This window comes from Nibrella viscosa (assembly GCF_039541875.1).
Lineage (GTDB): Bacteria > Bacteroidota > Bacteroidia > Cytophagales > Spirosomataceae > Nibrella > Nibrella viscosa.
Window position 1 is genome coordinate 163,058 of sequence record NZ_BAABHB010000011.1, and the last position, 13,765, is coordinate 176,822.

The following is a 13,765-nucleotide window of genomic DNA, read 5'->3' on the forward strand; positions in this document are numbered from 1 at the left end:
AAAGTCCTGACCCCTTCTGATATGAGCAGACGGCTTGACCCGACAGAAGCGCAGCAACTCTGGCACGAATACCGGGCCGGGGATATGTATGCTCTGGCGAACATTATCCAACAGGTTTACCCGGATCTGTTCCATTGGGGTATGCGCCTGCACGCCGATCGCGAATTTGTCAAAGACTGCATCCAGGAGATGTTTGTCAGCCTCTGGAAGATACATGACACCATCGGGGCAGTCGAGAACGTACGGTCTTACCTGCTTGTGGTGCTCAAGACCCGCATTCTGCGCGAACTCTCTAAGAAGCACAACACCCACCAGTCGAGCCTGTCGGATGAATATTCGTTTTCGGTGGAGTTTGCGGCCGACCTGCGGCTGATTGAGGAGGAACACGAAATTTACCAGGTTCGCAAGATCGAGCAGGTGATTAAGCATTTGCCCGACCGCCAGAAAGAACTGATCTACCTGCGTTTTTACCAGGATCTCAGCTACGAACAGATCGCCGAAGTCATGCAGCTGGAGCGGCAGTCGGTTTACAACCTGCTCAATAAATCGCTGAACAGTCTCCGGAAGAACTGGACCGTCGGCCTGATGGGGCTTATCTTCCACTGGCTGGTCTGGGTTTAATAACGCCCTCGCCGTGTCTATTTATCAACAGAACAAGCACTGACATGAAGAATTACCAGCTATATACGGTCGAGGACTTTATCCGGGACGAGGACTTTCAACACTGGGTGCAGGGCCGCAGCAGCCAGGAATTGTTCTGGCTGACCTTTGTGCAGCAACATCCCGAAAAGCAGGCCGCGATCCGGCAGGCCGAGCAGTTTATCCGGGCGGCATCGGTTGCCCCGGAGCGGATCAGCGAAGCGGAAGTCCGGCGGGAGGTCGAACGATTTATCGAAACGGCCGGGGCGTTCTCTCTGCCTCCGGTGCCTGTATCTGAACAGGCTGCCGACGGAGAAGGCCGGGTAATGGCCCGACTCGGGTGGCGGTGGGGTATGGCGGCTGCGGCCTCGCTGGTGGCGGTACTGGCGGTGGGCTGGTATTTCTACGCCGGTAAGTCGGCACCACCGGCCGCTTCATTGGCAGCGGTTCCGGACAGGCAATTGGTGGAGACGACCAATGATACGGATCACCCCCTGCGTATAGTGCTTACCGATAGCTCCGAAGTGCTGCTGAGCCCGAAGAGCCGCATCCGATACCCGTCGGTGTTTGCGGAGCAGGCCCGCGAGGTGTACCTGACGGGGGAGGGGGTGTTTTCGGTGAAACGGCAGGCCCGGCCGTTTTTGGTGTATACCGGCGAAATGGTTACCCGGGTGCTGGGCACCCGCTTTGTGGTCCGGGCGTTTGCGCTGGACCGGAAAATTTCGGTGCAGGTCTTATCCGGCAAAGTATCCGTCTATAAACATAAACCCGAACAAACCCCCGCTACCAAAGAAGTCAGTGGATTGATTCTGACCGCCAACCAGGCCGCCATTTTTGAGAAAAGCGACGGCCATCTGACCAAAACGCTGGTAGCCAATCCGGCACTGGTCGAGACAAGTAGTCGGACGGTGGATTTTGTGTACGATGAAGTTCCCCTGCCAACGATTTTACGGGAACTGGAAAGCAGTTACCAGATTCCGATTCAGTTTGATGAGCAGAGCTTTGCCGCCTGCAACGTGACGGCCGCGCTGACCAGTGAGTCCCTGTACCAGAAGCTGGACCTGCTGTGTAAGTCGGTGTCGGCCAGCTACGAAATCACCGATGGCCAGATTGTCATCAGCGGACGGGGATGTAAATAAACCTGAACCTTTAACCTTCTGAATCTTATGGAAAATCACCTTTACAGGCAACTGTGGCTAACGCTTATGAAATTTTCGCTGACCCAAGGACTGGTTATGCTGCTGCTGGTGGGGGTATCGTATGCCCATACCACAAGGGCGCAGGAGTACCTGAGCAAACGCCTGACGTTACACGCCGATAACCTGGAGATCAAAAAGGTGCTGGCGGAGATCGAAAAAGCGACCGAAGTGCAGTTTGTGTACAGCTCGCAGGTCATCGAGTCGCGGCAGAAGATCAGCATCCACATCAACAACTCGACCCTGAAGGAGGTGTTGACTAAGCTCTTTAAGCCCATGAACGTCAGCTACGAGCTGGTGGGCAAAAAAGTGGTTTTGTCGCCCGGCGCATCGGCTTCGGTAGAAACCGGGCTGAAGGAGTATATAGAGGAGGTCGGCGAATCGGCCCCCAAACGAATCGTGTCGGGGAAAGTATCCGATGAGAAGGGTGCCGGACTGCCGGGCGTATCTATCCTGATTAAAGGCACGCAGCGCGGTACCAGCACCAACGCCCAGGGAGCTTTTCAACTGGAGGTGCCGGATGAGAATAGCGCATCGACCGTGCTGGTATTCAGCTTTGTAGGTTTCGAGAGCAAGGAAGTAACGGTAGGCAATCAATCTGTTTTCAATGTCTCGCTGAATCCGGAGAATAAGGCGCTGGAGGAGGTCGTGGTAACGGCTCTGGGTATCAAAAAGCAATCCAAGAGCCTGGGGTATGCCACTGCTACGGTGCCCGCCGAGGAGATGACGGTAAACCGCACGGCCAATTTCATGAACGCCTTACAGGGCAAAATGGCGGGCGTAAACATTACCCAACTGGGTTCCGGTCCGGCCGGTACCAGCAAGATCCGGATTCGGGGGCAGTCGTCGTTCGGCGGTAATAACTCCCCGCTGATTGTGGTGAATGGGGTGCCGATCGACAACACGACCTACGGAGCGCGGGGGGATGTCTCCGAGCGGGGCAGCAACCGGACGTCCGACGGGGGCGATGGTCTGAGCAGCATCAACCCGGACAATATCGAGACCATGACCGTACTGAAAGGGGCGGCTGCGTCGGCGCTGTACGGCTCGCGGGCCAAAGACGGGGTCATTATGATTACGACCAAAAACCGGGGCAGCGGCAACGGTATCGGCCTGGAGTTTAACTCCAACTTTACCACCGACACGCCCCTGGACTATACCGACTACCAGTACGAATACGGGCAGGGTGAGAATGGCCAGCGTCCCACGGCTCCCAACCCCACCTCGGGGCAGTGGAGCTTCGGCGAGAAGTTCAAGCCGGGCATGACGCAGATCCTGTTCGATGGCGTAGAGGTGCCGTATGTGCCGCAGCGAAACCAGATTACGCAATACTACCGGACCGGACAGACGTTTACCAACACACTGACGCTGTCGTCGGGTGGTGAATTTGGTGGTTTCAGCCTGTCGATTTCCAACCTGGGCAACAAAACCATTCTGCCCGGTTCCGGCTACGACCGGCAGACCATCAACCTGGGCTTTACCCAGACGCTGGCGAAGAAGCTTACCGTGTCGGGTAACGTTAACTACTCCAAAGAATACCGGAAGAACCCACCAAACATTGCCGAGCAGGATTACAGCCCGGTAGTGCTGTTCAACATGGCCAATTCCATGCCGATGGATCTGCTGGAAAAGTACGCCACCGACGCCAACGGCAACGAGTACGTCTGGTCGCGCTTCACCAACCGTACCAACCCGTATTTTGCCCTGCAGCGCTTCGACAACATCCACACCGACCGGATCTTCGGCAACATCACGGCCCGGTACAACTTCACCGACTGGCTGTTTCTCCAGGGCCGCATCGGGCAGGATTACTACTCCCGCGAGCAGGACTACAACCTGCCCACCGGCAGCCAGCGGCAGCCGGCCGCCCCGGCCGGTTTCGTCAACGGCCAGTACGTGCAGGATGCCCGCAACGTCCGCGAGCTCAACGCCGACTTCCTCCTGGGGGGCAACAAGACATTTGGCCCCATTGGGGTCAATGTAAACCTGGGCGGCAACCAGATGTACCGGAAGATCAGCCGGCATAACGTTTTTGTGCAGGATTTCTATACGCGGGGCCTTTACACCATCAGCAACAGCCGCCAGCGTGACCCGATCTACGAAGTCTCCGAGCGGCAGGTCAACTCCCTGTACGGCTCGGCCGAGGTTTCCTATAAGGACTTCGTTTTCGTGAACGGAACGGTGCGCAACGACTGGTTCTCGACCTTGTCGCCGGCGAACCGTAGTATCCTTTATCCCTCCATCACGGCTAGTTTTGTGTTTTCGCAGGCTTTTGCCGGTTCACTGCCTAACTGGCTGACCTTTGGTAAGATCCGGGCAGCTTATGCCGAAGTGGGTAGCGATACCGATGTGTCGCCTTATTCCAATAATTTGTTCTACAGCATCAACCCGCAGCAGTTTCCGTCGCCGAGCGGAGCTTCCCAGCCGCTGGCCAGTATCAGCGGCACCACGGTGCCGAACGCGAACCTGCGGCCCATGCGGGTCTCCGAAAAAGAGGCCGGCCTGGAACTGCGGCTGTTCAATAATCTGCTGGGCCTGGACCTGACCTATTACGATAAGCTGTCGTCTGACCAGATCCTGCGGGCCCAGATCTCCAACGGGGGCGGCTTTCAAACGCAGTTGATCAACGTAGGCGAAAGCCGGAACCAGGGTCTGGAAATGCTGGTGACGTTTTCGCCCATCAAGAGCTCCGGCTTTAGCTGGAATACCATTTTCAACGCAGCGTATAACAAGACCAAAGTGCTGAACCTGGGTAGCTCCGCCAGCGACAACATGATTACCGTCGGCACCGGCGACTTCACCGGCGAACTCCGGCAGGTGGTGGGCTTGCCGATGGGCCAGTTGTTTGGCTTCGGTTACCTGCGCGACGCCCAGGGTCGGCAGGTTTTCGATGCCGGTAACGGTCGCCCGCTGCGGACACCCACTCAAATCAATTTCGGGAGCGCCGTGCCGCTCTGGGTCGGTGGAATCACCAACAGCTTTAGCTACAAAGGGATCAACCTGTCCTTCCTGATCGACTTTAAGCTGGGTCATAAGATGATTTCCGGCACCAACCACAATGCCTGGCGGCACGGCCTGCACAAGGCCACGCTGGTGGGTCGGGAAGAAGGCTTTGTCATCGGTACCGGCGTAAACCCCAACGGCGAGATCAACCAGACCAAAGCGGGCGTGCAGGCTTATTACGAAACGGTCCGGTCGCAGAACATTGCCGAGGAGTTTGTATACAATGCCGGTCTCTGGCAACTGCGGCAGGTGACGCTCGGCTACGATTTCACCAGGTTGCTGCCGGCCTCTACGCGGTTCATCAAAGGCATCCGGCTGAATGCCGTGGCCAACAACGTGGCCGTCCTGAAGAAGTGGGTGCCCAATATCCATCCGGAGCAGTTCGGTTTTCCGTCGGATAACCTGATTGGTCTGGAAGCCACCGGTTTGCCCATTACCCGCAGCATGGGCTTCAACGTAAATCTTAAGTTTTGATATAGTTTGAAGTTTGTAGTTTGAAGTCTGAGGTTGCTTCGCCTATTCGGCCATTTGGCAGCATCGCTCAACTACAAACTACAGACTACAAACTTCAAACTCTGAAAGACTACAAACTCTGAAAGACATGAGAAATACTAAACTATATCTGTTCCTCGCTTTCTTCGGTCTGGCGTCCTGCGACCGCGGCTTCGACGAAATGAACATCAACCCCGTAGCGCTGACCTCGGTCGACCCCGCATTTCAGTTAAACACCGCCATCGTAAACAGTGCGCCCGGCTATGGTAATCTGAGCTACGAAACCACAATTGTGAAGCAGATGATCACCCCCTTCAGCGGGCAGGGATCGGCGGCCAACTTTAACCAGGATAACCGGGGCGTTACGGCCGGCAACTGGAACACGTACTACGGCAACATTATCCGGGAGCTGACGGATGTCGTCACCAAAACCAAAGACAATGCTCCCCGCTCCAACCTGTACAACATGGCCCGGATCTGGCGGGCGTATGCCTTCATGCTCATGACGGATACCTACGGCGATGTGCCGTACACGCAGGCCGGCAAGAGCTACCTGGAAGGCATTGTTACGCCGGTGTACGATTCGCAGGAGGCTATTTATACCGATATTCTGAAGGAACTGGAAACCGCTTCGGCCGCGTTGGATGCCGCTAAAGCCAGGGTGACCAGCGATGTGCTGTACGACGGCGACGTGGCTAAATGGAAGCGGCTGGGCAATTCGCTGCTGCTGCGGGCGGGTATGCGGCTCGCCAAAGTAAACCCTACGCTGGCGCAGGCAACGGTTCAGAAAGCGGTAGCCGGTGGGCTGATGCAGTCGAACGACGATAACGCCATCATCCGCCACAATCCCAACTTTACCAACCCCGTCGGCTCGCAGCTGAACGGCGGGCAGTCGGCGTTCTTTTACCTCGACGAAGAATTTGTCGATTTTCTCCAGAAGAACAACGATCCCCGGCTGGCCTCGATTGCGGTCCGGTACGTAGGTGCCACCAGCGGAGCCCAGCAGGTAGAATCGCGGGCCAACCGCCAGCCGGGTGTGCAGATCGGCGCTCCCCAGGGGTACGACAATACCACCATAAGTGCCGCCGTCACAGCCAAAAAATTGGCCAGCTTGTGGGATTTCAGTCAACTCGACCGCACCCGCATGGCCAGCCTGACGGCCCCGAGTTTTCTGGTGACCTACGCCCAGACCCAACTCCTGCTGGCCGAAGCCGTGGTGCGAAAATGGACCACGGGCGATGCGGCTGCGCTATACGCCAACGGCATCCGCTCGCACATGCGGCAGTTTGCGCTTTATGGTACCAGCACCGCCATTGCCGATGCCGCCATAACGGCCTATGTACAGGCGAACCCGCTGGCAGCGGGCAAAGAACTGGAGCAGATCAACACGCAATACTGGGTGGCATCCTTCCTGATCGGCCCGGAAGCCTGGGCTAATTTCCGGCGGAGCGGCTATCCGGTGCTGACACCAAATCCGTATCCGGGTAAAGATCTTAAGACTGAGCCTTTTATACGCAGACTCACCTACACCGATGCCGAACTGAACGTCAACAAAACCAATGTGCAGCAGGCGATCAGCCGGCAGGGGCCTGATTTGCTGGATACCCGGGTGTGGTGGGATAAGAAATAGTCGAAGGATTGAATGGTTGAGTCATTGAATGGGGAATCGGGTTTGTAAAGAGCAAAGGGAGATGAAAAGGGTTTTGGGTGATGCCAGTGATGAAACAGGAAATATGCCAACCCGGCGCGACGTGCTGCTTACGTTAACGGGTGTCGGGCTGGCAGGATTTGGTTTCGACCAGGCGAAGGCCGAAGGACCGTCTGGTGCCGGCTTTACTTCTGCCGTTGCCGAACCCGTTATTGAGTGGAACGCCCATATCTTCAGCCCGGACATACAACGGTTTCCGTTTCATCCGCAGGCGGTGTATAAACCAGACGTGTCCAAACAACCCGCCGATCCGCTGGCTGCGTACCTGAAGCGGCTGGATGACGAAAAAATCGACCGGGCGGTGATTGTTCACCCGGAGCCGTACGGCGATGACCATACCCTGATCCTGGACTGCCTGCGACGGGAGCCCAACCGACTGCGTGGCACAACCCTGTTCTACCCGAAAGACCCCGACGCGCCCAAGAAACTGGCGGCTCTGGTGCGGCAGGAGCCGCGTATGGTCGCCACCCGGTTTCACGCGCACCGGGGAAAGGAGTTTTACCTGAACACCTTTGCTGATGCCGGCGTGCGGGCTTTGTGGAAGCAGGCGGTGGATAACAACCTCATCATTGAACTGCATATCGGACCCAACTACGCCCGGCAGGCCGGTGAGGCTATTGCGGCTTTTCCCGGCTGCAAAGTCCTTATCGATCATCTGGCTGAGCCACATCTGGGTACGGGGGTAGAGTTTGCCGATGTGCTGGACCTGGCCCGCTTTCCGAACGTGTACATGAAGCTCTCCGGCCTGGACTATTTTGCCCCGGACGGTCCATACTTCGAAAGCGCACGGCCGTTTACCCGGCGGGTCATTCAGGAGTTTGGCGTGGATCGGGTAGTCTGGGGGAGTGGCTCACCCGCTATCGTCGACAAACAGATGCCGGGCTACTCCGAAGCGGACCGGGCGAACGTCAAAGGCGGAAATCTCCGCAAGTTGCTGAACTGGAACACATGAAAAAGCTGAAAAAACGCCTGCAGCAGGGCGAAACCTTACACGGATGCTGGCTGAACCTGGGCAGCTCGCTCACCGCCGAGATTGTCGGGCTGGCCGGTTTCGACTGGGTACTTATCGATCTGGAACACGGTGCCGGCTCCGAGCGGGAGGTACTGTATCAGTTACAGGCCCTCGAACATACCCCCACGGCAGCTCTTGTTCGCGTAGAAAGCACGGAGCCGCAACGCATTCACCGGATACTGGATATGGGTGCCGAGGGCATTATGTGCCCTAAAGTCAGCAATCCGGCCGAAGCCCGCAAGGTGGTCGGCGGGCTGCACTACCCCCCGCACGGCCACCGGGGCGTTGCCAAGATGGTGCGGGCTACCGGCTTCGGGCAACACTTTGGCCAGTACTATCAGGAAGCGCAAGACAACATTCTGGGCGTGGTGCAGATCGAAACCGTGGAAGTGCTGAATCACCTCGACGAAGTAGCCGCCATCGACGGCGTAGACGTGCTGTTTATCGGCCCGGCCGACCTGTCGATGGAGCTGGGTATCTTTGGGCAGTTCGATCACCCCCGGTTCAAAGAAGCCCTGCGGGAAACGGTGAATGCCGCCCAAAAGGCCGGCAAAGCCACCGGTATTCTGTTCTTCAACCCCGACGATTACCAGACCTACCACGACCTGGGCATTCGCCTGATTGCCTGTGGGGCCGATGCCACCTTCGTTGCCGACGGTGCCCGCCATCTGGCGAAGCGGCTGGATGCCTTCCGGACTGTACCGGCCGGAGTGAACAACGGCAGCGAATGACTCCTTACCCCCTTCAGGGCTGGGGGTAAACCTCAAACCTTAAACCTCAAACCCCCAAAATGACAGACCCACTCTTAATCCTGCTCATCGGCGTACTCATCGTAATGGGTGGGATCATCGGGTTAAAGCTCCACCCGTTTCTGGCCCTGCTGTTCGGGGCTTTTGTGGTGGCCATGATGACGCCCGCTGCGGCTATTGAACAGTATGCCCTGTCTAAAGGAACCGCCCCGGCCGCGGCCCTGCAACTGGCGAACAAAAGCGTCGGCGAACGGATCGCTACCGAATTCGGCAATACCTGCGGGCGGGTCGGTATCCTGATTGCGATGGCCGCCATTATCGGTAAATGCATGCTGGAGAGCGGGGCCGCCGAACGTACTGTCCGATCGATGCTGCGGTTCACCGGCATCGAACGGGCCCCCATTGCGTTTCTGGTCAGCAGCTTTTTCATCGGCGTACCCGTCTTCTTCGACACCGTTATTCTGCTGATGATCCCCATCGCCAAGGTAATGACCATGCGCATCGGTAAGAATTACCTTTTGCTGGTACTCTGCATCCTGGCGGGTGCGGCTATGGCTAACTCGCTGGTACCGCCCGCGCCCGGCCCACTGTTTCTGATCGGCGAAATGCGCATTCCCATCGGACTGATGATGGTTACCGGTACCATTGTGGGCCTGATTACCATCTTTTTCGGGTATTTGTTCGCCGTTTGGGCAAACCAGAAATGGCCGATTGCCCTGCGCGATTCGCTGGATGCGCGGCTGGAAGATATTAAGCTGGTAGCGGCCAAAGATGATACACATTTGCCGTCGCTGGGCGTATCCCTGCTGCCGGTGCTGATCCCGCTGATCTTTATCTGTGCCGATACGTATGCCGATGCGATGCCGGTTGCCCAGAGCACAAGCGTTAAACAGGCTGCTGTGCTGGGTCAGATCTTTGGAATCGTGCAGTTTTTCGGGGATAAGACCATTGCCCTGATCACCGGGGGGGTGGTGGCGCTGCTGGTGCTGGCTGCCAACAAAAAAGACAGCAAAGAAGGCATGGGCGCATTCCTGCAGGCGGCCCTGATGAGCGGAGGGAGCATTATTCTGATCATCGGAGCCGGGGGCGCGTTTGGCGGTATGTTGCAGCAAACCGGCATCAGCACGCGCATTGCCGGCCTGACCAGCGGCTACCAGATGGCCCTGATTCCGCTGGCCTTCCTGATCTCAGCCGTGGTGCGCACCGCCCAGGGATCGGCTACGGTGGCGCTGATTACGGCATCGGGTATTCTGTCCGGCCTGGCCATCAACGGCAAGCTGGATTTTCATCCCGTGTATCTGGGGCTGGCCATCGGTTGCGGCTCTAAACTGATACCCTGGATGAATGACTCCGGTTTTTGGATCGTGTGCAAGATGAGCAACCTGACCGAGAAAGAAGCGCTGAAAACCTTTTCGCCGATGCTCTGCATCATGGGCATTGTGGGTCTGATCGTCATCATGATAGGCTCTCAACTCTTTCCGCTGATTTGATACCTGGTATAACCCGTTTTACATGGAAAAAATAGGATTTATTGGTTTGGGCATCATGGGTAAGCCCATGGCGCTGAATATACGCAAAGCCGGCTTTCCGGTGACGGTGCTGAACCAGAGCAAAGCGGCCAATACGCTGGCCGAAGCCGGGGCCGACATAGTGGCTTCCGTTAAAGAACTGGCGGAGCAATGCGACATCATCATCACCATGCTGCCGGACTCGCCCGATGTAGAGCAGGTGGTGTCCGGGCCGGATGGGGTGCTGGAAAGTATCCGGCCGGGTTCGCTGTTTATCGATATGTCGACCATTGCGCCTTCTACCGCCCGGACTATCGCCAGACAGATGCAGGAAAAGGGCGTAGAAGCATTGGATGCACCCGTATCCGGCGGGCAGGTGGGTGCCGAGGCTGCGTCGCTGTCTATCATGGTCGGTGGGCGTGAGGCCGCGTTTCAGCGGGCGCTGCCGGTCTTTCAGGCCATGGGCAAAAACATTGTCCATATCGGTGAGCCGGGCGCAGGGCAGACAACCAAAGCGGCCAACCAGATGATCGTCGGCATGACTATTCAGGCCGTAGCCGAAGCCTTTACGATGGCCCGAAAAGCGGGTGTTGATCTGGAAAAAATGCGGGAGGTGCTGTTAGGCGGTTTCGCACAAAGTCGTATCCTTGATCTGCACGGTAAGCGCATGATTGAGCGAAACTTTGCGCCTGGTTTTAAGCTCAAGCTCCATAAGAAAGATATGCGTATTGCCCTGCAGGCAGGCGAGGAGTTTGCCGTGCCGTTGCGGGGTACGGCCCAGGTGGCTGCGCAGATGGACGCTGCGCTGGCGCAGGGCAACGGTGAGTTAGACCACAGTGCTCTTTTGCTGGTGCTGGAACAGGAATACAAAAACTAAACCCTTAACTGTCGAAACAACATGGAACGTAAACATTTTATCCGGGTCATCACCGCCGGTTCGGTGGGGGCAGCTGCATTTAGCCCTGAGTCGGCAAATGCCGCCAGCAAAGCAAAGCCGATTAAGAAAGTGTTGATGAAAGTGGGCTGCCAGTCGGGCGGCACCACCAAAGAAAATCTGGAGTTCAAAGCCCGGCATGGCGTGTATAACCTGGATGGGGGTTCGCCCAAAACCATCCCGGGCAAAGGATGGGATCTGGACGATTCGCTGGCGAAGAAAGAGGCCTGCGAAAAGTACGGTATCAGCCTCGATGCCTATCACTTTCCGCTGACCTCGGCCGGCATCGACAAGGTTGAATACCCGAACATCATGCTCGGCAAAAGTCCGGAGCGGGACCGCGAAATCGAGATTCTTCAGCAGATGATTCAGGTAGCCGGCAAGACAGGCATCAAGGTACTGAACTACAACACCACCATTCTGCCGGTATTGCGCACCGGCCGCACCATCGACCCCAAGCGGGGCAATGCCGATTACAGCACCTGGAACTACGCCGAAGCTATCAAGCGCAACGATCCGAAAACGATAGCCGGTGATGTGTCCATCGACCAGATGTTTGAGCGCATCACCTATATGCTCGACCGGCTGCTGCCCGTGGCCAAAGAGTACAAGGTTAAAATGGCCAACCACATTGCCGACCCGCCGACGCCGGTCGGGTACCGGGGTATTACCCGCTGGAACAGTCCGGATGTGTTTGCCGGTATCCAGCGTTTTGCCAAACTGTACGATAGCCCCTACCACGGGTTCAACTTCTGCATCGGCTCCATCGCGGAGGGACTGAAAGACCCCAAAACAGAGATCTTCCCCATCATCAAATGGGTGGGTGAGCGAAACCAGATCTTCAACGTACACCTGCGCAACATCAAGGGCGGCTGGAACAACTTTCAGGAGGTATACCCGGATAACGGCGATATGAACTTCCTGCACGTGGTGCGTGCCCTGCGCGATGTGGGCTTCGACGGCATGGTTATGCCCGATCACGTGCCGCACCATGCCGATCCGAACAGTGGGTCACAAGCCTTCTCGTTCTGCTACGGGTATATCAAGGGCCTGATTCAGGCCGTATCCGATGAGGTTGAACTGGCTTCGGTCAGAAACTAATTTCAGGGGCGCTCCCGGTATGTTCAGGCCGGGAGCGCCTTTTCTGTTCAGATAACCTCATCTGTACCGTACCAACGTCGTTACTGCCCTATGCCATCCCCTGCTCTTTCTACCGCTAAAGCTGGTCCGAGAATCAAAGAAATTCATATTACCCCCATTGCCATTGTTGACCCTCCGCTGCTGAATGCCGCCGGTCTGCATGCCCCGTATGCCCTGCGTACCGTGGTGGAACTGGTGACGGACGACAATATTTCCGGCATCAGCGAGATTCCCGGCAATCGGGCGATTGATGAGGCTCTGGCGGCTTCCCGGCCCCTGCTGATTGGCCGGGACGTATTTCAGCTCAACGACATCCGGCAGGTGCTGGAAAGCAATTTCGGCCGGGAAACCGCAGCCGAGCGGGGGCTCACGCCCTGGGATCAGCGGAAACTGGTGCATATCTTCAGCGCCATTGAGGTAGCCTGCCTGGACATTATCGGCAAAGTTGTCGGTCGGCCGGTGGTCGATCTGCTGGGCGGCAGAATGCGCGACCGCGTACCGTTTGCGGCTTATCTGTTCTATAAATACGAAGGAGCCGGCGGTGAACTGGGCTTCGGTACCGATCCGGAGGCCGCCGGTTGGGCCGCTGCCCGGCAGGCCGAAGCCCTGGACCCCGCCGGCATTGTGGCGCAGGCTAAAGCCATGTGTCACGAGTTTGGGTTTCAGTCGATCAAGCTGAAAGGGGGCGTATTTGAGCCGCAGCAGGAAGTGGACGCTATGTTTGCGCTGTACGAGGCCTTTGGGCCCGACGTACCGCTGCGGGTCGACCCGAATGCGTTATGGACCGTTGAAACGGCTATTCGGTACGGCCGGATGATGGAGCCGATTCTGGAGTACCTGGAAGATCCGGTCAGGGGGCAGGCCAATATGGCCGAAGTTCGCAGAGCCGTCAAAACGCCCCTGGCCACCAATATGTGTACCACCTCGTTTGCCGATATTCCCAACAGCATTGTGCTGGGTTCGGAAGACATCATCCTCAGCGACCATCATTTCTGGGGCGGCTTGCGGGCTTCTATGACGCTGGCGGGTATCTGCGAGACCTTCGGGCGCGGCTTATCCATGCACTCCAACAGCCACCTCGGCATCTCGCTGGCCGCTATGGTTCATCTGGGGGCCGCTTTACCGCAACTGCCCTATGCGCTGGACACCCATTATCCCTGGCAGTCGGATGAGATCATCACCGCCGGGCGCTTCACCTTCGAAGACGGAGCCGTTGCCGTGCCGCAGGAACCCGGTCTGGGCGTTGAGCTGGACCGGCAGGCGCTGGCTAATTTGCACGAGTGCTACCTGGCCTGCGGCCTGACCAAACGCGACGACGAGATTGAAATGCAGAAAAAACAGCCCGGCTGGACGTTTCAGGCTGTGCGCTGGTGAAGCGGCCAAC

Annotated in this window: 10 protein-coding genes; all 10 read left to right on the top strand. The window is 57.3% G+C overall.

What is annotated here, in order from left to right:
- Nucleotides 1-21 precede the first annotated feature (21 nt).
- The gene (locus ABD931_RS22040) at nt 22-621 is read left to right on the top strand and encodes an RNA polymerase sigma factor (protein ID WP_345270129.1); all 600 of its coding nucleotides are present in this window, start codon (nt 22-24) and stop codon (nt 619-621) included.
- A 44-nt stretch (nt 622-665) separates the two neighbouring features.
- Nucleotides 666-1,778, top strand: coding sequence for a FecR family protein (locus ABD931_RS22045; protein WP_345270130.1), 1,113 nt, complete (start codon nt 666-668; stop codon nt 1,776-1,778).
- A gap of 27 nt (nt 1,779-1,805) precedes the next feature.
- Complete coding sequence (locus ABD931_RS22050; protein ID WP_345270131.1) at nt 1,806-5,312, top strand: SusC/RagA family TonB-linked outer membrane protein; 3,507 nt, start codon at nt 1,806-1,808, stop codon at nt 5,310-5,312.
- Between the two features lie 127 nt (nt 5,313-5,439).
- The gene (locus tag ABD931_RS22055) at nt 5,440-6,960 is read left to right on the top strand and encodes a SusD/RagB family nutrient-binding outer membrane lipoprotein (RefSeq protein WP_345270132.1); all 1,521 of its coding nucleotides are present in this window, start codon (nt 5,440-5,442) and stop codon (nt 6,958-6,960) included.
- 61 nt (nt 6,961-7,021) lie between these two features.
- Nucleotides 7,022-7,990 (top strand): amidohydrolase family protein, encoded by a 969-nt coding sequence (locus ABD931_RS22060; protein ID WP_345270133.1) that lies wholly within the window; start codon nt 7,022-7,024, stop codon nt 7,988-7,990.
- A complete protein-coding gene (locus ABD931_RS22065; RefSeq protein ID WP_345270134.1) occupies nt 7,987-8,781 on the top strand; it encodes an HpcH/HpaI aldolase family protein in 795 nt (264 codons plus the stop codon). The genes ABD931_RS22060 and ABD931_RS22065 overlap by 4 nt, the downstream gene beginning before the upstream one ends.
- Nucleotides 8,782-8,840: 59 nt before the next feature.
- On the top strand, nt 8,841-10,289 hold the full coding sequence (locus tag ABD931_RS22070) for a GntP family permease (protein WP_345270136.1): 1,449 nt from the start codon (nt 8,841-8,843) through the stop codon (nt 10,287-10,289).
- Between the two features lie 22 nt (nt 10,290-10,311).
- On the top strand, nt 10,312-11,184 hold the full coding sequence (locus ABD931_RS22075) for a 2-hydroxy-3-oxopropionate reductase (protein ID WP_345270137.1): 873 nt from the start codon (nt 10,312-10,314) through the stop codon (nt 11,182-11,184).
- A gap of 21 nt (nt 11,185-11,205) precedes the next feature.
- Nucleotides 11,206-12,342 (top strand): mannonate dehydratase, encoded by a 1,137-nt coding sequence (locus ABD931_RS22080; RefSeq protein ID WP_345270138.1) that lies wholly within the window; start codon nt 11,206-11,208, stop codon nt 12,340-12,342.
- Nucleotides 12,343-12,432: 90 nt separating this feature from the next.
- Entirely contained in the window at nt 12,433-13,755 is a 1,323-nt protein-coding gene (locus tag ABD931_RS22085) for an enolase C-terminal domain-like protein (RefSeq protein ID WP_345270139.1), read from the top strand.
- Nucleotides 13,756-13,765 lie beyond the last annotated feature (10 nt).